Below are 24,525 nucleotides of genomic sequence, written 5' to 3'. Positions count from 1 at the left end.
GCTATGCAATTTAGCATAGTTATTGAACTCTTTTTTATACGGTATGCCGTTTTATAGAAATTTATAGGAAGATTAAACGAATTAGCGAGACATAGTTAGAGCAAGGGCGTGTTTTATTGTATATAAATAGTTAGTAACCGCTTTGTGTACATTTTAGGAATATAATCTAATCTTTAATTAAAGTACTTATCACAATACATTTCTATGTAACTAGTATATATTGGGTAACAAAAGAAAAATGAAATAATTGTTATGTATTGGAGTAAGCTCGATGTAAACGAATATTTAATAATAGTTTTGCGCTTTTTACGCATAATTGTGTTTTCAAAATAGAATAATAAGGTGGAATTAATGTTGGGAAAAGTCATTTTAATTACAGGAGCAACGAGTGGTATTGGTTATAAAACAGCAGAATATTTAGCAGCACAGGGAAATATAGTTTATGGCGCTGGTCGTAGGATAGAAAGCCTTGAAAATATAAAACAGGTGAACCCATTAAAACTAGATTTAACAAATGAAGCTTCAATCAAAACGGCAATCGATACAATTATCGCAAACGAAGGAAGAATTGATGTACTCGTTAATAATGCTGGTTATGGTTCATATGGTGCAATCGAAGATGTCACAATTGAAGAAGCGAAACAGCAATTTGAAGTAAATATATTTGGTTTAGCACGTATTACACAGCTCGTTTTACCACATATGAGAGCACAACAATCAGGACATATCATTAATATTTCATCTATGGGTGGACGACTTACAACTTATTTTGGCGCTTGGTATCATGCTACGAAATATGCATTAGAAGCTTTTAGCGATGCTTTACGAATGGAAGTAGAGGAATTCGGGATAGAAGTATCTATTATTGAACCAGGTGGGATTAAAACAGATTGGGGTATCATCGCTGCAGATAAATTAGCTGATTCTGCAAAAGGCGGTGCCTATGAAGCTACTGCGATGAAAGTGGCTCAAAGTATGAAGAAGCAATATCATTCTAATTTGCTTTCAAATCCAATGGTAGTCACAAAAGCGATTTCAAAAGCCATAGATAGTAATAAACCTAAACCACGTTATCTAATAGGATTTGCAGCTAAACCTCTTGTGTTTTTACATGCTATATTGCCAACCAAAGTATTCGATAAAATGATGAAAGCTTCAAATTCAATTTAACGAATCGTAATATAATCATTCGACAAATTGTATACATAAGACACCTCGATAGTTCATTTAAGTGTGAAACTATGCTGAGGGTCTTATTTTTTATACTTTTTCAACATTTACAATGTATAAAGAATTGACACTTCTCATTGAAATGTTGATTGATATAATAAATGTAAGTATAATCTTTATTTAATAGAGTATGGAGGTAAGGTAAAATGGGTGTTCATCAATACTTTAAGAGACTTTCTGATTTAGAGAAATTAATTCGCTTACCAGGTAAATTTAAATATTTTGAACATAATGTTGCTGCTCACTCTTTTAAAGTTACTAAGATTGCACAATATTTAGCGACTGTAGAAGAACATCATGGTAATACTATTGATTGGAAAAGTTTATATGAAAAAGCACTAAATCATGATTTTGCAGAAGTGTTTACTGGTGATATTAAAACACCAGTGAAGTACGCTAAAACTGAATTGAAAATGTTGTTTTCTCAAGTTGAACAAGATATGGTGGACACGTTTATTAATGAAGAAATACCTGAACCTTATAAAGATATTTATCGAGAACGACTACAAGAGGGGAAAGATGATTCGTTAGAGGGTCAAATTTTATCCGTAGCCGACAAAATTGATTTATTGTATGAAACGTTCGGTGAAATACAGAAACGTAATCCCGAGGACTTATTCTTTGAAATTTATGAACACAGCTTGGAAACAATCATGCAATTTGATCACTTAAGTTCTGTTCAAGATTTCATAGAAAATGTCATACCTGAAATGCTAACTGAAAACTTCATTCCTCGAGCAGAATTGCGAGAAACTACTATGGCGATTTTAAATCGAAGAAGTAGGTGAGATAAATGATTTGGTACGCTTTAGCTGCATTTTTTCCATGTGTATTAGTCGTGTTGTTTAGTGTCATAACTCGAAGTAAATGGGTTGGTGTTATTGTGACATTAATTTTGATAGCTGCTTCAATTTACAAAGGGTTCTTTCACAATGAATGGATAATCTTTATCGATGTAGTATCCTTATTAGCTGGATATGTCATCATAGATAACCTTGAATTTCATAAGCATCAAGACTAAACATTATTAAACAGAACTTTTGAATGTTACTGTAAGTTGGTTTATAGTGTAAATGCACAATTTGTCCAAATGGAAGTGAAAATTTAAAGTGTATTTAAGAGCGGGCGTCATTAAATTATATATGAATAAATCACACGCATTAGTGGAATATAAAATAAGAATAAATGTTTTTGAAAATACAAACGTAAGCGAACAAACGTTTGTATTTTTATTTATATGTTTGATAAAATAGTCTTAAGTGAGCGTAGTTTACAAATAATAGAAAATTATAAAGTGAATGAATTTATGAATTTCACTTAATAAGGTCGTTTAAGCTATTTCAGTAGAATTTTTATTAAGAATAAAGATATAAATTTAAACAAATCATTGTTAAAGATTCGTACATCATTTATTTACACCATAGTTTTAAAAAATAGTTAAGAATGCTTAATTCGAGGAGGGCTTATCAGAATGGTGGAACATTACCCGTTTAAATTGAATTCTGAGTTTGATCCACAAGGGGACCAACCACAAGCAATAGAGAAAATAGTCAAAGGTGTTAAAGAAGGAAAGCGTCATCAAACGCTTTTAGGAGCCACTGGGACAGGTAAGACATTTACAATGAGTAATGTTATTAAAGAAGTGGGGAAACCAACGCTCATCATTGCACACAATAAAACATTAGCGGGACAACTTTATAGTGAGTTTAAGGAATTTTTTCCTGAAAATAGAGTAGAATACTTTGTTAGTTATTATGATTACTATCAACCAGAAGCCTATGTACCTTCTACAGACACGTTTATTGAGAAAGATGCCTCAATTAATGACGAAATTGACCAACTACGACATTCTGCCACAAGTGCATTATTTGAACGTGATGATGTCATTATCATAGCCAGTGTCAGCTGTATCTATGGTTTAGGTAATCCGGAAGAATATAAAGATTTAGTAGTAAGTGTTCGAGTTGGTATGGAAATGGATCGAAGTGAACTGCTTCGTAAACTCGTAGACGTACAATATTCTAGAAATGATATTGATTTCCAACGTGGTACATTTAGAGTACGTGGCGACGTGGTGGAAATTTTCCCAGCTTCACGTGAAGAAATGTGTATTCGTGTTGAATTTTTTGGCGATGAAATTGATCGAATTCGAGAAGTTAATTATTTAACGGGAGAAGTCATTCGCGAACGTGAACATTTCGCGATTTTCCCGGCGTCTCACTTCGTAACACGTGAAGAAAAAATGAAAGTTGCCATAGAACGTATTGAGAAGGAATTAGAAGAGAGATTAAAAGAATTAAAAGATGAGAATAAGCTATTAGAAGCACAACGTCTAGAGCAACGAACGAATTATGATTTAGAAATGATGAGAGAAATGGGATTCTGTTCGGGTATCGAGAACTATTCTGTACATCTAACGTTAAGACCTTTAGGTTCAACACCTTATACGTTACTAGATTATTTCGGTGATGACTGGTTAGTAATGATCGATGAGTCTCACGTTACATTGCCACAAATAAGAGGGATGTTTAATGGTGACCGTGCGCGTAAGCAAGTGCTAGTAGATCATGGTTTCCGATTACCTAGTGCGATGGATAACCGACCATTAAAATTTGAGGAGTTTGAACAAAAAACGAATCAATTGGTATATGTATCAGCTACACCAGGACCTTATGAGATTGAACATACCGATGAAATGATTGAACAAATTATCCGTCCTACTGGTCTTTTAGATCCTAAAATTGATGTTCGACCAACTAAAAATCAAATTGATGATTTACTTAGTGAAATTCAAGAACGTATTGATAGAGATGAACGTGTCTTAGTCACAACGTTAACTAAAAAAATGAGTGAAGACTTAACGACTTACATGAAAGAAGCGGGTATTAAAGTTAATTATTTACACTCAGAGATTAAAACGTTAGAACGTATTGAAATTATTCGTGACTTAAGAATGGGTACGTATGATGTAGTTGTGGGTATCAATCTATTAAGAGAGGGAATTGATATACCGGAAGTTTCATTAGTTGTTATTTTAGATGCAGACAAAGAAGGCTTCTTACGCTCAAATCGCTCATTAATTCAAACGATAGGTCGTGCTGCACGAAATGAGAAAGGTGAAGTGATTATGTATGCCGATAAAATTACCGATTCGATGCAGTATGCGCTTGATGAAACACAAAGACGTCGTGATATACAAATGGCACATAATGAAAAATATGGAATCACACCTAAAACAATTAATAAGAAAATTCATGATGTTATTAGTGCTACGGTTGATAATGATGAAACAAATGAAAAACAACAAACCGAATTACCTAAGAAAATGACCAAAAAAGAAAGACAAAAAACAATTGAAAATATAGAAAAAGAAATGAAAAAAGCAGCTAAAGATTTAGACTTTGAAAAAGCAACAGAATTAAGAGATATGTTATTTGAATTAAAAGCAGAAGGGTGACAGTTAAATGAAGGGACCAAGTATTATAGTAAAGGGTGCACGTGCACATAACTTAAAAGACGTAGACATTGAACTTCCAAAAAATAAATTAATTGTTATGACAGGGTTATCTGGGTCAGGTAAATCGTCTTTAGCATTTGATACGATTTATGCTGAAGGGCAAAGACGTTATGTAGAATCATTAAGTGCATATGCGCGTCAATTTTTGGGGCAAATGGATAAACCAGATGTCGATACGATAGAGGGATTATCACCAGCTATTTCAATTGACCAAAAGACGACAAGTAAAAATCCCCGCTCAACAGTAGCAACGGTAACGGAGATTTATGATTATATTCGTTTGTTATACGCACGAATAGGCAAGCCATATTGTCCTAATCATAATATTGAAATTGAATCTCAAACTGTGCAACAAATGGTTGATCGCATTTTAGAACTTGAAGAACGCACTAAAATTCAAATTTTAGCGCCAGTTGTTTCTCATAGAAAAGGTAGTCATGAGAAACTTATCGCAGATATTGGTAAAAAAGGCTATGTACGTCTTAGAGTTGACGGCGATATTGTCGATGTCAATGAGGTTCCTGAATTAGATAAAAATAAAAACCATACTATCGAGGTAGTCGTAGACCGTTTGGTAGTTAAAGATGGTATTGAAACACGTTTAGCAGATTCAATTGAGACAGGTTTAGAATTAGCTGATGGCAATATTACTGTCGATGTAATTGATGGAGAGGACCTTAAATTTTCTGAGAATCACGCTTGTCCAATTTGCGGGTTCTCTATTGGTGAATTAGAACCTAGAATGTTTAGTTTCAATAGCCCGTTTGGTGCTTGTCCAACTTGTGATGGTTTAGGCCAAAGATTAACAGTCGATCTTGATTTGGTAGTTCCAGACCCTAATAAGACTCTAAATGAAGGTGCGATTGAACCATGGGAACCTACGAGCTCTGATTTTTACCCAACTTTATTAAAACGCGTATGCGAAGTATATAAAATTAATATGGATAAGCCATATAAAAAGTTGACTGATAGACAGAAAAACATATTAATGAATGGTTCAGGTGATAAAGAAATTGATTTCTCTTTCCACAGTCGTAACGGTAGGACACGTCATAGAAGAATGAAATTCGAGGGTGTTGTTGCCAACATTGACCGTCGTTATCATGAATCACCATCGGAATATACACGTGAAGTAATGAGTAAATACATGACTGAACTGCCTTGCGAAACTTGTCACGGTAAACGTTTAAGTAAAGAAGCGCTATCTGTTTACGTTGGTGGATATAATATTGGAGAAGTTGTCGAATATTCTATCAAGAATGCATTAAATTACTATGAAAATATTGAGCTTTCAGAACAAGATAGAGCTATTGCAAATCAAATTTTAAAAGAAATCATTTCAAGATTGTCATTTCTAAATAATGTTGGATTAGAATATTTAACACTTAATCGTGCGTCAGGCACTCTTTCTGGTGGTGAAGCACAACGTATTCGATTAGCGACACAAATCGGTTCACGCTTAACAGGGGTACTTTATGTGCTTGACGAACCCTCTATTGGTTTACACCAACGTGATAATGATCGTCTGATAAGTACATTAAAAGAAATGCGAGATTTGGGCAATACACTTATTGTTGTTGAACATGATGATGACACTATGCGAGCAGCTGATTATCTCGTAGATGTCGGTCCTGGTGCAGGTAATCATGGTGGTGAAATCGTCTCTAGTGGCACACCAAGTAAAGTCATGAAAGATAAGAAATCTTTAACAGGACAATATTTAAGCGGTAAGAAACGTATCGACGTTCCTGAACATCGTCGAGAAGTAACTGATCGCAAAATTAGTATCAAAGGTGCACGAAGTAATAACTTAAAAGGTGTAGATGTAGATATTCCATTGTCTGTAATGACAGTTGTAACAGGTGTGTCTGGTTCAGGTAAAAGTTCACTAGTTAATGAAGTATTATATAAATCATTAGCTCAAAAAATAAATAAATCTAAAGTTAAACCGGGCGCCTTTGACAGTATTGAAGGTATTGATCAATTAGATAAAATTATTGAAATTGACCAATCTCCTATCGGTAGAACGCCACGTTCTAATCCAGCCACTTATACTGGCGTATTTGATGATATACGTGATGTATTTGCTCAAACTAATGAAGCGAAAATTCGTGGTTATCAAAAAGGACGCTTTAGCTTTAATGTTAAAGGTGGGCGTTGTGAAGCTTGTAAAGGTGATGGCATTATTAAAATTGAAATGCACTTTTTACCTGATGTGTATGTTCCATGCGAAGTTTGTGATGGAAAACGCTATAACCGTGAAACATTAGAAGTTACTTATAAAGGTAAGAATATTGCTGAAGTGCTCGAAATGACAGTGGAAGAAGCAACGTATTTCTTTGAAAACATTCCTAAAATACATCGTAAATTACAAACACTTGTAGATGTTGGTTTAGGTTACATCACGCTTGGACAACAAGCTACAACACTATCAGGAGGAGAAGCACAACGTGTTAAATTAGCATCTGAATTGCATAAACGTTCAACTGGTCGTTCCATCTATATTCTTGATGAACCTACAACCGGTTTGCACGTCGATGATATTAGTCGTTTGCTAAAAGTGCTTAATCGTCTAGTCGAAAACGGTGACACAGTTGTGATTATTGAACATAATCTAGATGTCATTAAAACAGCAGATCATATTATTGATCTAGGACCTGAAGGTGGCGATGGTGGTGGTACACTAGTAGCTACTGGTACACCAGAAGAGATTGCAAATGTTGAATCATCATACACAGGTAAATATTTAAAAACGGTACTTGAACGAGATAAAGTAGAATAAATTAAATTATAGATTATGGAAATTAATAGTAATTTAAGGGGTCATAGATATCTCGCATTAATTGACTTAACTGAGAAGACGCTCATATCGAGCTTTTCTCAGTTTTTTTAATAACTAAACATCAAACTCAACAAAGGGAATTGTAATAAGAAATTCAATAAGTGAGGTTAAGTAATCCAATACAAACTATATGTTGTTCCCTTAATCATTTAAAAGCAATCTAAGGTGTATATGAAACAAATATATTAGGATTTCTTCTTTTTTATATTAATCTTGTCTTTATTTTTGATATGATAATAGGTGAATGAATTCAAGTGAAAATTTTGAGGTGAACTCATGTTAACGACAGAGAAATTAGTCAAATTACTTAAATTAGAATTGTTTACAGGTGAAAAAGGATTACATAAACCTATTAAAAATACGGATATTTCTAGACCAGGTCTAGAAATGGCTGGATATTTTTCACACTATGCTGCAGACCGAATTCAATTACTAGGTACTACAGAATTATCGTTTTATAATTTGTTACCAGACGAGGAACGTCATGGACGTATGAGAAAATTATGTCGTCCTGAAACACCTGCAATTATTGTGACAAGAGGATTAGAACCTCCGCAAGAGCTGATTGATGCCGCTCAAGAAATGGATACACCACTCATCGTATCAAAGGATGCAACTACAAGTTTAATGAGTCGATTAACGACCTTCCTTGAACATGAATTAGCTAAGACAACATCATTACATGGTGTGTTAGTCGATGTTTATGGTGTGGGTGTGTTAATCACTGGAGATTCTGGTATAGGTAAGAGTGAGACTGCACTTGAATTAGTGAAACGAGGTCATCGACTCGTAGCTGATGATAACGTAGAAATTCGTGAAATAACTAAAGATGAATTAATAGGGACACCACCTAAATTAATTGAGCACTTACTAGAAATTAGGGGTCTCGGTATCATCAATGTCATGACATTATTTGGAGCGGGGTCAATCCTCACACAAAAACAAATTCGTCTTAACATTAACCTTGAAAATTGGGATAAAGATAAACTGTATGACCGAGTTGGATTGAATGAAGAAACATTACAAATTCTTGATACAGAAATCACTAAAAAAACAATTCCTGTAAGACCAGGACGAAATGTTGCAGTCATTATAGAAGTCGCAGCGATGAATTATCGTTTAAATATAATGGGGATTAATACAGCTGAAGAATTTAATCAACGTTTAAATGAAGAAATCTTAAAAAAAGGTCATCAAAGCAAGGAGAACTAGAACATGCTTTTTAATCTGAATTATATTGATCCTACTGCATTTAGCATAGGTCCACTTTCAATAAAATGGTACGGTATCATTATTGCGGTAGGAATCCTTATTGGTTATTTCATAGCTCAAGAAAGCTTGAAATATGTTGGTTTACATAAAGATACGCTTGTTGACGTCATCTTTTACAGTGCCATCTTTGGGTTTATCACTGCACGTATTTATTTCGTGATTTTTCAATGGCCATATTACGCCCAAAACCCTTTTGAAATTCCAATGATATGGCATGGCGGTATTGCAATACATGGTGGTCTTTTAGGTGGATTTATCACTGGTATTATTGTATGTAAAATTAAAAATTTAAATCCATTTCAAATTGGTGACATTGTGGCACCAAGCATTATTTTAGCTCAAGGTATTGGACGTTGGGGTAACTTTATGAATCATGAAGCTCATGGGGGTCCAGTCTCAAGAACCTTTTTAGAAAATTTACATATTCCAGAGTTTATTATTCGTAATATGTATATTGAAGGGATATACTACCATCCAACATTCTTATATGAATCTATATGGGATATATTGGGATTCATCATATTAATTACAATTAGAAAGCATCTTCGCGTAGGTGAAACATTCACACTGTATTTAATATGGTATTCAATTGGACGTTTCTTTGTAGAGGGGTTAAGAACGGATAGTTTAATGCTAACAAGTCATATTAGAGTAGCGCAATTGGTATCAGTTATTTTAATCATAATTGGTTTGGTTATTTTAATTTATCGTCGCATTAAATACCAGCCACCATTGTACAAAGAAGCAGGTCCGTTAACTTGGAATAGCTCTAAGGCGAAAGTGAAATCATGAGACGGTTAACTAAAGAAGACCATCATAAGATTAATCCGCTATGGCGGATTTATAGTTTAGTACGTTTTCCCAAAGTATTTACCAATACATTGCTTATTGAATTATGTCGTTTTATACCAAATTTAAAATGGAAACGTTGGATATATATTAATCTATTGAACATGACCATTGGACAACATACTGCTATTGCCTATAAAGTAATGCTTGACATCTTTTATCCGCAACTCATTACAATTGGCAATAATTCTGTAATTGGTTATAATACAACAATATTAACGCACGAAGTATTAGTGGATGAATATCGCTATGGCCCAGTGTACATTGGTGACCATACATTAATTGGTGCAAATTCGACCATTCTACCAGGTGTACATATTGGTAATCATGTAGTCGTTAAAGCTGGAACAGTTGTATCAAAAGATATACCAGATTATGCCATTGCATATGGCAATCCTATGCAAATACATCATAAATAAAGAGAGGTGACAAAGAATGGCGCAAAACAATGACAAAATTATCTCGATGAAATTTGATGAACCATTTTATCGTAAAATGGCTGATCAAAAATATAGAATGCAAGATTTTAATAAGGCAGTAGAATACTATAAAAAAGTGCTTGATTTGTCACCACAAGATTTTGATATTAAATTAAAGTATGCTTATTGCTTAAATAAACTTAATTTAGGTAGACGAGCTGAGCATTTGTTTTATGACAGCATTATTGAAGGTAATCATGTTGCCGACAGTTTCTATCAACTTAGTCAATTAAACATTGACCTTAATGAGCCAAACAAGGCCTTCTTGTTTGGTATTAATTATGTGATTTTAACTGATGATACTGACTTTCGAGAAGAATTAGAAAAAACATTCGAAGTGTCTTATATGAGTGAAGATAAAATTCAACTTGAAGCACAACTTTTCTCAACGCAATTACTATTCCAATATTTATTTTCTCAAGGAAGATTACAAGATGCACGTAAATATATTTTGAATCAAGATGAGAAAATTCAAGAACATAGAGTCATTCGCAACTTATTAGCAATGTGCTATTTGTATTTAAGTGAATATGAAATTGCTAAAGATATGTTTGAAGCGTTATTGGCTGAAGATAATTCAGATGTACATGCACTATGTCACTATACATTGCTACTTTACAATACGAATGAAAAAGATAAGTATCACAAATATCTTAAAATATTAAGTAAAGTAGTACCAATGAATGATGATGAAAGTTTTAAATTAGGCATAGTACTAAGCTATTTAAAACAGTACGATGCATCTCAACAAATATTATTACCACTTTATAAAAAAGGTAAGTTTGCCTCAATTCAAATGTTTAATGCATTGAGCTTTAATTATTATTACCTCGGAAATAAAGAACAGAGTAAAGTATTTTGGGAGAAGTTACTGCAAATTTCTAAAGTTGATGTGGGCTACGCACCTTGGGTACTTGAAGAGAGTAAACAAACATTTGATCAAAAAATATTACCACTGTTATTAGATGATGATAGCCATTATAGACTTTATGGTGTGTTTTTATTAAATCAATTAAATGGTAAAGAAATATTAATGACTCAAGAGATTTGGTCTATTTTAGAAACAATGAATGACTATGAAAAACTTTACCTTACTTATTTAGTACAGGGACTGCATTTAAATAAATTAGATTTCATTCACAAAGGTTTAGTGAGTTTATATGAAATGGACGACATACAGAAAGATACGGAATTATTTATAAGTTGGATTGATAAAGGTGAAGGGTTAATTGCGAACGACGTTGATTTTAGTGAAGTTGACAGATATGTAGCTGCACATGCTTATCTATATCATCGTTATTATCATAGCCATATGACTAAAAAGAAAATTATGGAATTGTTTAATATATCACGTTATAAGTTAGATAACGCAATTGATCAATTGTTGAGCATATAAATTTAAAGATTTCAAATATTAATATATAATGCGCATGATATTAAAAACGTAGGAGGCATAAAAATGACTGAAATAAATTATGATGTTGCAATTATCGGTGCTGGACCAGCCGGTATGACTGCAGCAGTTTATGCATCACGTGCAAATTTAAGCACAGTAATGATTGAACGAGGCATGCCTGGTGGACAAATGGCAAATACAGAGGAAGTAGAGAACTTCCCAGGATTCGAAATGATTACTGGTCCAGATTTATCAACTAAAATGTTCGAACACGCTAAAAAATTCGGTGCTGAATATCAATATGGAGATATTAAATCAATTGAAGATAAAGGTGACTATAAAGAAATTAATTTAGGCAATAAAGAGATAACAGCTCGTGCGGTAATTATTTCAACTGGTGCTGAATATAAAAAAATTGGTGTCCCTGGTGAACAAGAACTAGGTGGACGCGGTGTAAGTTATTGTGCAGTATGTGATGGTGCATTCTTCAAAAATAAAAACTTATTTGTAATAGGTGGCGGGGATTCTGCCGTTGAAGAAGGTGCATTCCTAACTAAATTCGCAGATAAAGTTACAATTGTACACAGAAGAGATGAATTAAGAGCACAAAAAATCTTGCAAGATCGTGCGTTTAAAAATGACAAAATCGATTTTATATGGAGTCATACTTTAAAATCGATTAATGAAAAAGATGGAAAAGTAGGTTCTGTAACACTTGTTTCTACCAAAGATGCCTCTGAACAAACTTTAGATGCAGATGGGGTGTTCATCTACATTGGTATGAAACCATTAACAGCACCATTTGTGAATCTAGGAATTACGAATGATATGGGCTATATTGTAACTGAAGATAATATGAGTACGAAAGTGCCAGGTATATTTGCGGCTGGTGATGTTAGAGATAAAGGTTTACGTCAAATTGTAACAGCTACGGGTGATGGTAGTATAGCAGCACAAAGTGCTATTGATTACATTGAAGAATTAAAAGATAAGCAAGAAGCATAAATAAGATTAGGCTAGAGCATGCAGTCACATCATATAGTGATTAAAGCATGAATTCTAGCCTTTTTTATTTAATTCAATATTAGATTCAGATATCGCAATAATAGTTACGATAAGTAGCTCATATGATATTATGAAAGTAAATTAACGATATTCTAAAACGTATGTATATATTAAAAAGATTAACTAGGCGGTGTCAAAATGACGAACCATAAAGAAAATGAAATGAGTAAAAGTGAACTATTAGTAGTAACAGGTCTATCCGGTGCGGGTAAATCAGTGGTCATACAATGTTTAGAAGATATTGGTTACTTCTGTGTTGATAATCTACCACCTATTTTACTCCCTAAATTTGTAGAATTAATGGAACAAGGTAATCCTTCTTTGCAAAAAGTAGCTATTGCTATAGATTTAAGAGGTAAAGAATTATTTAAATCATTAGTAGAAGAAATTGATGCAATCAAAAGTAGAAACGATGTAATTGTAGATGTCATGTTTTTAGAGGCGGAAACAGAAAAACTAATTTCTAGATACAAAGAATCTAGACGAGCTCACCCTTTAAATGAAAATGGACAAATGTCTTTGATGGATTCAATCTTAGAAGAAAAGCAATTGCTTAGCAATATTCGTACAATCGCTAATTATATTGTAGATACAACTCAATTGACGACGAAAGAACTTAAAGCTAGAGTGAAAGAAAAATTTGAAGATGAGAATTTTAAATCCTTTAGTATCAATGTATCAAGTTTCGGCTTTAAACACGGTATACAAAAAGACGCAGATTTAGTATTTGATGTCCGTTTCCTCCCAAATCCTTATTATGTTGAAGACTTAAGACCGATGACAGGAGAAGATGAACCAGTTTACCATTATGTTATGAAATGGAAAGAAACTGAAATATTTTTCGAAAAATTAATGGATTTACTGAAATTTATGATACCAGGTTATAAAAAAGAGGGTAAATCACAATTAGTAATTGCAATAGGTTGTACAGGAGGTCAACATCGCTCTGTTGCGTTAGCTAAACGCATTGGTGAAGAATTAACAGAAATATTTGATTATAATGTCTATGTTCATCACAGAGATGCACATATCGAAAGTGGCGTGAGAAAATGAAACAATTAAAGATTGTACTCATAGGCGGTGGAACAGGCCTATCAGTATTGGCGAGGGGGCTGAGAGAGTACCCCATTGATATAACGGCCATCGTTACTGTAGCTGATGATGGTGGCAGTACTGGTAAAATACGTAGTGAGATGGATATACCTGCTCCAGGTGATATTAGAAATGTTATCGCAGCACTAAGCGATGCTGAACCGGTCATAGAAGAATTATTTCAATATCGATTTAAAGAAAATCAAATCGAAGGACACTCACTAGGTAATTTATTACTAGCAGCCTTAACAAATATAAAGAATGACTTCGGTCATGCAGTTAAAGAATTAAGTAAGATTTTAAATATTAAAGGTAAAGTGATTCCTTCAACGAATACTAATGTTATGCTAAACGCAGTGTTAGAAGACGGAGAAATTGTACGAGGAGAATCTCAAATACCAAAGAAAAACAAATGTATTGATCGTGTTTTTTTAGAACCTGAAAATGTTGAACCTATGGAAGAAGCAATTGACGCATTAGAAGATGCAGATTTAATCGTGCTTGGACCTGGATCACTATACACAAGTGTTATTTCGAATTTATGTGTTAAAGGTATGTCAGAAGCTATTTTACGTTCTAAAGCACCTAAATTATACATATCTAATGTTATGACTCAACCGGGAGAAACATCAGATTACGATGTTATGGACCATATTCAAGCGATACATAAACATGCTGGAAGTGATTTTATTGATTATGTCATCTGTAGTAATGATAAATACGATGATAAAGTGTTAGAACGTTATAGAGAGCGTAATGCTAAACCGGTTGTTATGGATGAACATAAAATTACAGATCATAATATTAGAATGATTACGTCATCTAATTTAGTCGAAATATTAGATGATCATTTAGTACGTCACAATACTAAAGTTTTAGCAAGATTGATCTATGATTTAGCACTTGAAATGACAAGTACGATTCAATTTAGACCTAAAAAATAACACTTCTAATCATCTGTATAACTATGGTATGATATAGGGCGTATGTTTATTAATGTATTCGCGTAATATAGTGCAACTATATAGGATGTTAGTTACATGTATATATATAATTGATTAGAGGGGGAAATGTGATGAGTTTTGCATCAGATATGAAGAATGAATTAACACGCATTGATGTTGATGAAAGCAATGCCAAAGCAGAGCTTAGCGCATTAATTCGTATGAACGGTGCACTTAGCCTATCTAATCAACAATTCGTAATTAATGTTCAAACAGAGAATGCTACGACCGCTAGAAGAATTTATTCATTAATTAAACGCATATTTAATGTAGAAGTGGAAATTCTAGTTCGTAAAAAAATGAAATTAAAGAAAAATAATATTTATATTTGTCGTACAAAAGTGCGAGCTAAAGAAATTCTAGATGAACTTGGTATATTAAAGAATGGTACTTTTGTTCACGATATTGATGCTAGCATGATTAAAGATGATGAAATGCGTAGAAGTTATTTAAGAGGCGCATTTTTAGCTGGAGGATCTGTAAATAATCCAGAGACATCATCCTACCATTTAGAAATATTTTCTCAATATGAGAATCATTCTGAAGGTTTAACTAAATTAATGAATAGTTATGGATTAAATGCTAAACATTTAGAACGAAAAAAGGGTAGTATTGCTTACTTAAAAGAAGCTGAAAAAATTTCTGATTTTCTAAGTTTAATAGGTGGATACCAAGCATTATTGAAGTTTGAAGATGTGCGAATTGTTAGGGATATGAGAAATTCAGTGAATCGTTTAGTAAATTGTGAAACTGCAAACCTTAATAAGACTGTAAGTGCCGCTATGAAACAAGTAGAAAGTATTCAGTTAATTAATCAGGAAATCGGATTAGATAATTTGCCTGATCGCTTAAGAGAGATTGCCAAACTTCGAGTTGAGCATCAAGAAATCTCTTTAAAAGAACTAGGAGAAATGATATCGACTGGTCCGATATCTAAATCTGGAGTCAACCACCGTTTAAGAAAGTTAAATGAACTTGCAGACAAAATTCGAAGTGGTGAAAAAATAGAATTATAAGTATAAACTCGTCATGGATTGGCGAGTTCTTTTTTTAGAACTAGGGACTTGGATCCCTGAAAAGTCCCTGAAATTTAGTTTTCTTTGGTTTTTAATTAAAAGACAAATAAAAAAGAACGAGCCTGGGACATAAATAATATGATGATACTATTTTGCAAATTCGCAGTAGCTGTCTGAACTCAGAAGCCGCTTAAATCAAGCTTTTCTCAGTTCTAGTAATCCTTGCGGGCGGGGCCCCAACAAAGAGGATTTCACTAAGAAATTCTACAAGCAAAGCAAGTTGAGAGAGGGACGACGAATTTAAAAAGAATTCTGTCACACTTCCATTCTTGAAATTAAAATGTGCATAATTAAAGCTATTAGCCTCCTCGAGAGGAGTCGAACCTCTATCTTAAGAACCGGAATCTTACGTGCTATCCGTTACACTACGAGGAGATATTAAATGATAAAGACAAATTTCTGTACTAATTGTTATTTTAAAAGTACAATCTGAATGTATGTTTATAGTGTACAAAATCTATTAAAATATGGTCAACTTTTCTTAGTGCTAGATGAGTTTAAATTTTGACCATTTTTGACTTTTGATGTAAAATACTAATTAACAGTTAATCACAAGGAGGAAATATAAATGAATTTAATTCCTACAGTAATTGAAACAACAAATCGCGGTGAACGCGCATACGATATTTATTCACGTTTATTGAAAGACCGTATTATTATGTTAGGTTCTGCAATTGATGATAATGTAGCAAATTCAATTGTATCACAATTATTATTCTTACAAGCTCAAGACTCTGAGAAAGACATCTATCTATATATTAATTCTCCAGGTGGTAGTGTCACTGCTGGATTTGCAATTTATGATACAATCCAACATATTAAACCAGATGTACAAACAATTTGTATCGGTATGGCTGCATCAATGGGTTCATTCCTATTAGCAGCTGGCGCAAAAGGTAAACGCTTTGCATTACCAAACGCTGAAGTTATGATTCACCAACCATTAGGTGGTGCACAAGGACAAGCAACTGAAATCGAAATTGCTGCTAACCACATTTTAAAAACACGTGAAAAATTAAACAAAATTTTAGCTGAACGTACAGGTCAAAGTATTGAAAAAATTCAAAAAGATACTGATCGTGATAACTTCTTAACTGCTGACGAAGCTAAAGAATATGGTTTAATAGATAATGTTATGCAACCAGAAGAAAAATAATCAAATTTAACCATGGCATAGAAATGGGGGGTGTTTAAACTAACACTCCCCGTTTTTTTATGACTATTTTAATTGTTTGAAGAATGTTTTAGGAACAGTCGAATAGATATAATAAATAAAATAATGCCAATTAAAATGAAAGATATGGACATTAAAATAATTATTAAATTATGTTCGAAAGCGAAAACACCATTGAGTATAAGAAATAGACTTGCGATGATAAGTAGAATATAAGTTAATTTCTCGTCATTCATTTTTAAAACTCCAATTAAATTATTATGCATCTATTAAATCTTCGAAAGCAATTTTTAGATTAGGATAGTTAAATGTAAAACCGAGCGCATCCAGTTTATTTGGTAATACCTTTTGCGTATCTAAAACAACCGTAGACATTTCACCAAGTGCTAATCGCATTAGGAATGATGGCACCCACGTTTCGTGAGGGCGATGCATGACACGCGCAAGTGTGTACCCAAATAAATTTTGGCGTTCAGCAATTGGTGCAGCCATATTGAATGGACCTTTTGCTTTAGGATTATCGATTGTGAATAGAATTGCGCGTACTAAGTCATTAATGTGAATCCATGAATACCATTGGAATCCAGATCCTAATTTGCCACCTACGAAGAATTTATAAGGAAGCTTCATCGTCTGTAAGGCGCCTCCATCATCAGATAAAATCATGCTAAATCTGCCAAGTATTACTCGCGTACCAAATGACTCAAAGCGTTTAGCAAAACGTTCCCACTGATAAACCACATCAGATAGAAAATCAAACGGATGTGTTTGATATTTTTCTGTATAAGTATGATATAAACTAGGTGGATAATAACCCATCGCACTAGCATTAAAGAGCACTTCAGGTTTATGTTCTCGGTCGCTAAATAAATCGACAAGTGCTTGAGTTGACTGAATACGACTAGTCATAATCAATTGTTTATATGATGGTGTCCAGCGTTTATTTAAAGTTGCACCAGCCAAATTAATAACAACATCTATATCTGGAACTAGGGACATCCAACCGTCTTTTGACCAATTAACATAAGAAATCTTTGGATCATCACTTTGCTTATCACTACGAGTTAGTATTGTAATATGTACATCGCGATTCTTTAATTCATTTACTAATTGACTTCCTACCATTCCAGTTCCGCCAGTTATTAAGAATTGCTTCATATTTACACCTCTATTAATTTATAGTATTAAGATAGCCTTTCTATTATCATCATTGAACTTTTGTTGTTCAAAAAATGTACAATGATTAGTCAATAATATGTCATTTACTAAGCTGTAAACAGGATTTAAATTATCTAAAGTTAAGTTATAATTAATTTGTACCTTCGCTATAGTAGATTTCAATATCTTTGAGTAAACTGAGTATACCCCATAGACTACACAAAATAAACGAAGGTCAATTTTGACTCCCTTTAGTAGAAGCCCATGCGAGAATCGTGTGGGCTCTTTGTATATCTATTATAGTACTAATGAATAAAGATTAAGAATAATATGATTAGAGGAATGAAAATGACTGATAAAAATATAAGGTCAAACTGAGATGTATGACTGTCATCATAATCATCATTATTCAACATCATAGATTTTAGATTATGTTTAGGGACATTTTCATCTTCAAATATATCTTCAGAAACAAATTTTTTCATTATGTCTCACACTTTCACATTATAATAAAATTAAATTTGCATAATTGATGTTTGTAATTACTTATGATGTTATCATATATAAGTGATTATGTATCATTATAATTAATGTCTTAAACCTTTTTATTTCATTTCCGCGCGAATTACTGTAAAATTATATGCTACATTTAGGGGACTAGACAATTTTAATATATTAAAGTGAGGTAACTTATGTCTAAGAACAATAGAAATAGAGATGACTTTGGTGAACCGGAAAAGAAAAAAATGAGTGGCATTTCGAAACTTATTAGTACGATTATCGTTTTATTATTATTAAGCGGATTAGCATTTGCGATTTTTGCATTTGTAGATCATTCAAATCGTTCAAGTGAACGCTTAAACAATCAATCAACTGAAGAGCACAAAGATAAAAATGATAAAAAAGACAAAGAAGATAAAGACAAAAAGGATAAGTCAGATAAAGATAAAAAAACAAGTGAAGATAGTTCGAATGTGACTCAAGAAAATGTTACGCAGCAAACAGCTCAAACCCAACAACGTCAGACACAACAAGCAACACCTTCAACTCAACAAAGAACTAAACAACAACCATCAACAGAAGAGAAACAAAGAACCAAAGAAGCACAGACTAAGGAAGAAAAAACACAAGAGAAAACAACTAAAGAAGAAGCTACAACAAAAGAAACTCGCACTAAAGAACAAGCAACTCAAGAAAGTAACAGTAATAATAGCAGTGATAGTAATTCTAGTGAGTCAAATACGGATAAGTCTAATAGTAACCAGACAAGCAATCAAACTAGAACGCAACAATCACCGCAAACACAACAATCACAACAGACCCAACAACGATCAACAACTCAGTCGTCTACGCAGCAATCAACCACAAGACAAACTTCACAACGAAGTGCTACGTCTAGTCAAAGTCAGTCAAGCCAAGAATCATCAAATAGTAATGAATAATATAGTTAGTAGTTATCAAAGTGAGATTTTGAAACAGTCATGTTTCAAGTCTCACTTTTTACTTTTTTAAAACATCCAATTGAGTAAAAAGGTAAAAATAATTGAAAGCAAAATAGAAATGATTATTGAAGAAAGGCAACCAAATGGACAACCACAACCATAATGATATCTTATTGAATAGTTGTTACGTTCATTACCATTAAAATAGTTATCATCTTTATATCTACGATCTTTAGGGTCAATGACTTCTACATTATTATCATTTTCTCGAGCCATTTCTTCATCCTCCTTAAATGAATTTCTTATATTGTAAATTAAAATAGTTTAAACAAGAAAGTATTTTGCAAAAGAATAATTTCTAAACTTAAAGGGTAATACTATAAAATAAGGGTTTAATTAAATTTTGTGGCACTTTACAAAAAGGGAAATACTACTTAAATTAGGGGATTTTACAGATAATTTTAAATATTAGAGTTTTTCTCTTGCATTTTCAACAACACAATAGTACTATTGCAAGTGTAAAGAGGTTAGATTTTGTCCCGCGCGGGACACAATAAGTCAAACTGGGTTTGTGCTATTGGTTACCTTTTATACATAAAGGAGGAAGGTAGTAGTGAAGGACTTGATTAAAATTCAACAGAAGCTGATACCTGATTTAATTGATAAAATGTATCGACGCTTTTCTATCTTAACTACTATCTCAAATAATCAACCAGTAGGTAGAAGAAGTTTAAGTGAGCACATGGATATTACCGAACGTGTCTTAAGATCTGAAACTGATATGTTGAAAAAGCAAGATTTAATTCAAGTCAAATCGACTGGAATGGAAATCACTGAAGAAGGCAAGTCAGTTTTGAATCAGCTTAACGAATATTTCAATATTTATACTGATGATAATCAATTAGCTAATCAAATTAAGTCAACTTTTGGTATTAAAGAAGTTCACGTTATACCTGGTGATGCAGATGCTCAAGAGAATGTTAAATCCGAAATGGGAAGACAAGCTGGCCAATTATTAGAAAGCATCTTATATGAAGACGCTATTGTTTCAGTAACAGGTGGTTCAACAATGGCAAATGTAAGCCGAGCCATGCATCTTCTACCATTTAATGTATTTTTCGTACCAGCTCGTGGTGGTCTTGGTGAGAATGTTATTTATCAAGCTAACACGATTTCAGCGAGCATGGCGCAACAAACAGGTGGTTATTATACAACACTTTATGTACCAGATAATGTAAGTGAATCAACGTATAATACACTTCTGATGGAACCCTCTGTGGTTCATACATTAGATAAAATTAGACAAGCAAATATAACAATTCACGGTATTGGTGATGCGCTGAAGATGGCGTATCGTAGACAATCGTCAGAACAGGTGATTGAAAACCTTCAACATCATCAAGCCGTCGCAGAAGCTTTCGGTTACTATTTTGACGCTCAAGGAAATGTAGTCTACAAAGTAAAGACAATAGGACTACAACTTGAAGATTTAGAAACCAAAGATTTTATATTCGCTGTTGCAGGTGGACAATCTAAAGGTGAAGCAATTAAAGCTTACTTAAGTATTGCACCTAAAAATACAGTTTTAATTACTGATGAAGCAGCAGCAAAGGTAATATTAAATTAGTAATAAAAAGTTTAAAGCTTTTTAAATATCATTTTAAAGGAGGCCATTATAATGGCAGTAAAAGTAGCAATTAATGGTTTTGGTAGAATTGGTCGTTTAGCATTTAGAAGAATTCAAGACGTAGAAGGTATTGAAGTAGTTGCAGTAAACGACTTAACAGACGACGAAATGTTAGCTCATTTATTAAAATATGACACTATGCAAGGTCGTTTCACAGGAGAAGTTGAAGTTATTGATGGTGGTTTCCGCGTAAATGGTAAAGAAGTTAAATCATACGAAGAACCAGATGCAAGCAAATTACCTTGGGGCGATTTAGATATCGACGTAGTATTAGAATGTACTGGTTTCTATACAGATAAAGAAAAAGCAGAAGCACACATCAATGCAGGTGCTAAAAAAGTATTAATCTCTGCACCAGCTAAAGGTGATGTAAAAACAATCGTATTCAACACTAACCACAATGACTTAGATGGTTCAGAAACAGTTGTTTCAGGTGCATCATGTACTACTAACTCATTAGCACCAGTTGCTAAAGTATTAAGTGATGAATTTGGTTTAGTTGAAGGTTTAATGACAACTATTCACGCATACACTGGTGACCAAATGACTCAAGACGGTCCACATAAAAAAGGTGACAAACGTCGTGCGCGTGCAGCAGCTCAAAACATCGTACCTAACTCAACAGGTGCTGCAAAAGCAATCGGTAAAGTTATTCCTGAAATCGATGGTAAATTAGACGGTGGTGCTCAACGTGTACCAGTTGCTACAGGTTCATTAACTGAAGTAACAGTTGTATTAGAAAAAGATGTTACTGTTGAAGACGTTAACAAAGCAATGAAAAACGCTTCAAACGAATCATTTGGTTACACTGAAGACGAAATCGTTTCTTCTGACGTAGTTGGCATGACTTACGGTTCATTATTCGATGCTACTCAAACTCGTGTAATGTCTGTTGGTGACCGTCAATTAGTTAAGGTTGCAGCTTGGTATGACAACGAAATGTCTTACACGGCTCAATTAGTTCGTACTTTAGAATATTTAGCAGAATTATCTAAATAATTTAGAAGCATAGTTAAATAAACTTGTGCTCAGTATGGATGTACTATTCACAGTACACTTGTACAAATTATTGAAATAAGTTAGCTTATGAGTAAGCGGGGAGCACTAACGCTTCTCCGCTTATTTTTATATTAGTAATTCCTATTTAGAGGAGGAAATTATAATGGCAAAGAAAATTGTTTCTGATTTAGATTTAAAAGGGAAAGTTGTTTTAGAACGTGCTGATTTCAATGTACCTTTAAAAGACGGTAAGATCACAAATGATAACCGTATTGTTCAGGCTTTACCAACAATTAAATATGTCATCGAACAAGGTGGTAAATTAGTACTATTTTCTCACTTAGGAAAAGTTAAACAAGAAAGTGATAAAGAAGGTCTTACATTAAAACCTGTTGCTGATGCTTTATCTGAAAAATTAGGTAAAGAAGTTACTTTCGTACCTGAAACACGTGGTGAAAAATTAGAATCAGCTATCAAAAACTTAAGTGAAGGCGATGTACTATTAGTTGAAAATACACGTTTCGAAGATTTAGATGGTAAAAAAGAATCTAAAAATGACCCTGAACTAGGTAAATATTGGGCATCACTAGGCGATGTATTTGTAAATGATGCTTTCGGTACAGCTCACCGCGAACATGCTTCTAATGTTGGTATTTCAACGCATTTAGAAACAGCGGCTGGTTATTTAATGGAAAAAGAAATTAAATTTATCGGTGGTGTTGTTAACGACCCACATAAACCAGTAGTTGCAATTTTAGGTGGAGCAAAAGTATCTGACAAAATTGGTGTTATTAAAAACTTAGTAAATATCGCTGATAAAATTCTTATTGGTGGTGGAATGGCGTATACCTTCTTAAAAGCACAAGGCAAAGAAATTGGCTTATCTTTACTAGAAGAAGACAAAATCGACTTTGCTAAAGAATTACTTGAAAGTAACGGCGATCAAATTGTGTTACCAGTAGATGCGAAAGTTGCGAAAGAATTTTCAAATGACGCTGAAATTACTGAAGTATCAATTGATAACATCCCTTCTGATCAAGAAGCAATGGACGTTGGCCCTAAAACTGTAGAATTATTCTCTAAAGAATTAGAAGGTGCACATACAGTAGTATGGAATGGACCTATGGGCGTATTTGAATTTAGTAACTTTGCTCAAGGTACAATCGGTGTATGTAAAGCCATTGCTAATTTAAAAGACGCTACTACAATTATCGGTGGTGGTGACTCAGCAGCTGCTGCAATTTCTTTAGGTTTTGAAGATGACTTCACACATATTTCTACTGGTGGCGGTGCATCATTAGAATACCTAGAAGGTATTGAATTACCAGGAATTAAAGCAATTAATGATAAATAATCATTTTATAAAAGGTGTACGTTTTTCTAAGTATTTTCAAGGGAAAATGTACAAAGAATAAGACTTTACGTCTTAAAAAGTTATTTAACGCTAAAATTACAATTTTAAATATATAGGAGTGTAATCAATGAGAAAACCAATCATAGCTGGTAACTGGAAAATGAACAAAACAGTTAAAGAAGCTAAAGACTTCGTTAATAATTTACCAACATTACCTGATGAAAAAGAAGTTGAATCAGTAATTTGTGCACCAACAATTCAATTAGATGCATTAATTTCATTAGTGAATGATGGCAAAGCAAAAGGATTGAAAATTGGTGCTCAAAACACTTATTTTGAAGATAATGGTGCATTCACAGGAGAAACCTCTCCAGTGGCATTAGCTGACTTAGGTGTTAAATACGTAGTTATTGGACACTCAGAACGTCGTGAATTATTCCATGAAACAGATGAAGATGTGAATAAAAAAGCACATGCGGTATTTAATCATGGCATGACACCAATTATTTGTGTTGGTGAAACAGATGAAGAACGCGAAAATGGCAAAGCTAATGAAATCGTTAGCAATCAAGTTGAAAAAGCATTAGAAGGTTTATCAGAAGAGCAACTTAAAGAAGTTGTTATTGCATACGAACCAATTTGGGCAATCGGTACTGGTAAATCAGCTACTTCTGATGATGCTAATGAAATGTGTGCTCACGTGCGTAAAACAGTAGCGAAAGTGGCTAGTCAAGATGTTGCTGATGCAACACGTATTCAATACGGTGGTAGTGTTAAACCTAACAACGTTAAAGAATACATGGCTCAATCTGACATTGATGGTGCATTAGTAGGTGGCGCGTCATTAAAAGTTGAAGATTTCGTACAATTGTTAGAAGGTGCAAAATAA

At 33.4% G+C, this 24,525-nt stretch carries 23 protein-coding genes; 19 read left to right on the top strand and 4 right to left on the bottom strand.

Annotated elements, in window-relative coordinates:
* Positions 1–351: 351 nt before the first annotated feature.
* From AC1RRU_RS05090 to clpP, 14 genes are all read left to right on the top strand, one after another.
* On the top strand, positions 352–1,170 hold the full coding sequence (locus AC1RRU_RS05090) for an oxidoreductase (RefSeq protein WP_016930979.1): 819 nt from the start codon (positions 352–354) through the stop codon (positions 1,168–1,170).
* Positions 1,171–1,376: 206 nt separating this feature from the next.
* On the top strand, positions 1,377–2,018 hold the full coding sequence (locus AC1RRU_RS05085; RefSeq protein ID WP_016930980.1) for a YfbR-like 5'-deoxynucleotidase: 642 nt from the start codon (positions 1,377–1,379) through the stop codon (positions 2,016–2,018).
* Between the two features lie 5 nt (positions 2,019–2,023).
* Positions 2,024–2,251 (top strand): CsbA family protein, encoded by a 228-nt coding sequence (locus tag AC1RRU_RS05080; protein ID WP_011276396.1) that lies wholly within the window; start codon positions 2,024–2,026, stop codon positions 2,249–2,251.
* Between the two features lie 450 nt (positions 2,252–2,701).
* Positions 2,702–4,687, top strand: coding sequence for an excinuclease ABC subunit UvrB (gene uvrB, locus AC1RRU_RS05075; protein WP_016930981.1), 1,986 nt, complete (start codon positions 2,702–2,704; stop codon positions 4,685–4,687).
* Between the two features lie 7 nt (positions 4,688–4,694).
* Entirely contained in the window at positions 4,695–7,529 is a 2,835-nt protein-coding gene (gene uvrA, locus AC1RRU_RS05070; protein WP_493196461.1) for an excinuclease ABC subunit UvrA, read from the top strand.
* Positions 7,530–7,865: 336 nt separating this feature from the next.
* Complete coding sequence (gene hprK, locus AC1RRU_RS05065; RefSeq protein WP_011276393.1) at positions 7,866–8,801, top strand: HPr(Ser) kinase/phosphatase; 936 nt, start codon at positions 7,866–7,868, stop codon at positions 8,799–8,801.
* Positions 8,802–8,804: 3 nt separating this feature from the next.
* Entirely contained in the window at positions 8,805–9,653 is an 849-nt protein-coding gene (gene lgt, locus AC1RRU_RS05060) for a prolipoprotein diacylglyceryl transferase (protein WP_016930983.1), read from the top strand.
* Entirely contained in the window at positions 9,650–10,129 is a 480-nt protein-coding gene (locus tag AC1RRU_RS05055; RefSeq protein WP_016930984.1) for an acyltransferase, read from the top strand. Before lgt ends, AC1RRU_RS05055 begins: the two co-directional genes overlap by 4 nt.
* A 16-nt stretch (positions 10,130–10,145) precedes the next feature.
* A complete protein-coding gene (locus AC1RRU_RS05050) occupies positions 10,146–11,585 on the top strand; it encodes a tetratricopeptide repeat protein (protein WP_016930985.1) in 1,440 nt (479 codons plus the stop codon).
* A gap of 63 nt (positions 11,586–11,648) precedes the next feature.
* Positions 11,649–12,590 carry a thioredoxin-disulfide reductase gene (gene trxB / locus AC1RRU_RS05045; RefSeq protein ID WP_016930986.1) on the top strand — a complete coding sequence of 314 codons (942 nt, stop codon included), beginning with the start codon at positions 11,649–11,651 and terminating at the stop codon, positions 12,588–12,590.
* Between the two features lie 198 nt (positions 12,591–12,788).
* Positions 12,789–13,703: an RNase adapter RapZ gene (gene rapZ, locus AC1RRU_RS05040; RefSeq protein WP_011276388.1), complete on the top strand. Its 915-nt coding sequence runs from the start codon at positions 12,789–12,791 to the stop codon at positions 13,701–13,703.
* A complete protein-coding gene (locus AC1RRU_RS05035; RefSeq protein WP_016930987.1) occupies positions 13,700–14,686 on the top strand; it encodes a gluconeogenesis factor YvcK family protein in 987 nt (328 codons plus the stop codon). Before rapZ ends, AC1RRU_RS05035 begins: the two co-directional genes overlap by 4 nt.
* A gap of 131 nt (positions 14,687–14,817) precedes the next feature.
* Positions 14,818–15,762, top strand: coding sequence for a DNA-binding protein WhiA (gene whiA, locus AC1RRU_RS05030; RefSeq protein WP_016930988.1), 945 nt, complete (start codon positions 14,818–14,820; stop codon positions 15,760–15,762).
* Positions 15,763–16,390: 628 nt separating this feature from the next.
* Positions 16,391–16,978, top strand: a complete 588-nt coding sequence (clpP, locus tag AC1RRU_RS05025) for an ATP-dependent Clp endopeptidase proteolytic subunit ClpP (RefSeq protein WP_016930989.1) — start codon at positions 16,391–16,393, stop codon at positions 16,976–16,978.
* Between the two features lie 68 nt (positions 16,979–17,046).
* On the opposite strand, the gene AC1RRU_RS05020 is transcribed toward clpP, so the two are convergent.
* From AC1RRU_RS05020 to AC1RRU_RS05010, 3 genes are all read right to left on the bottom strand, one after another.
* Entirely contained in the window at positions 17,047–17,232 is a 186-nt protein-coding gene (locus tag AC1RRU_RS05020) for a hypothetical protein (protein WP_076684465.1), read from the bottom strand.
* Between the two features lie 22 nt (positions 17,233–17,254).
* A complete protein-coding gene (locus AC1RRU_RS05015) occupies positions 17,255–18,154 on the bottom strand; it encodes a TIGR01777 family oxidoreductase (RefSeq protein WP_016930991.1) in 900 nt (299 codons plus the stop codon).
* A 305-nt stretch (positions 18,155–18,459) separates the two neighbouring features.
* Positions 18,460–18,639 carry a hypothetical protein gene (locus tag AC1RRU_RS05010; RefSeq protein WP_016930992.1) on the bottom strand — a complete coding sequence of 60 codons (180 nt, stop codon included), beginning with the start codon at positions 18,637–18,639 and terminating at the stop codon, positions 18,460–18,462.
* Between the two features lie 207 nt (positions 18,640–18,846).
* Here AC1RRU_RS05010 and AC1RRU_RS05005 point away from each other — a divergent pair, with 207 nt between their 5' ends.
* A complete protein-coding gene (locus AC1RRU_RS05005; protein WP_016930993.1) occupies positions 18,847–19,596 on the top strand; it encodes a DUF4887 domain-containing protein in 750 nt (249 codons plus the stop codon).
* A 66-nt stretch (positions 19,597–19,662) separates the two neighbouring features.
* On the opposite strand, the gene AC1RRU_RS05000 is transcribed toward AC1RRU_RS05005, so the two are convergent.
* Entirely contained in the window at positions 19,663–19,872 is a 210-nt protein-coding gene (locus tag AC1RRU_RS05000) for a hypothetical protein (protein WP_016930994.1), read from the bottom strand.
* Between the two features lie 337 nt (positions 19,873–20,209).
* On the opposite strand from AC1RRU_RS05000, the gene AC1RRU_RS04995 reads away from it, so the two are divergent.
* From AC1RRU_RS04995 to tpiA, 4 genes are all read left to right on the top strand, one after another.
* A complete protein-coding gene (locus tag AC1RRU_RS04995; RefSeq protein WP_016930995.1) occupies positions 20,210–21,223 on the top strand; it encodes a sugar-binding transcriptional regulator in 1,014 nt (337 codons plus the stop codon).
* Positions 21,224–21,274: 51 nt separating this feature from the next.
* Complete coding sequence (gap, locus tag AC1RRU_RS04990) at positions 21,275–22,282, top strand: type I glyceraldehyde-3-phosphate dehydrogenase (protein WP_011276377.1); 1,008 nt, start codon at positions 21,275–21,277, stop codon at positions 22,280–22,282.
* 163 nt (positions 22,283–22,445) lie between these two features.
* A complete protein-coding gene (locus AC1RRU_RS04985; RefSeq protein WP_016930996.1) occupies positions 22,446–23,636 on the top strand; it encodes a phosphoglycerate kinase in 1,191 nt (396 codons plus the stop codon).
* Positions 23,637–23,763: 127 nt separating this feature from the next.
* A complete protein-coding gene (gene tpiA / locus AC1RRU_RS04980; protein ID WP_011276375.1) occupies positions 23,764–24,525 on the top strand; it encodes a triose-phosphate isomerase in 762 nt (253 codons plus the stop codon).

The organism is Staphylococcus sp. GW821-FHT11H10, assembly GCF_058807855.1.
Note: the sequence above shows the minus strand (reverse complement) of the source record. Positions and strands in the feature narration are given on the sequence as shown.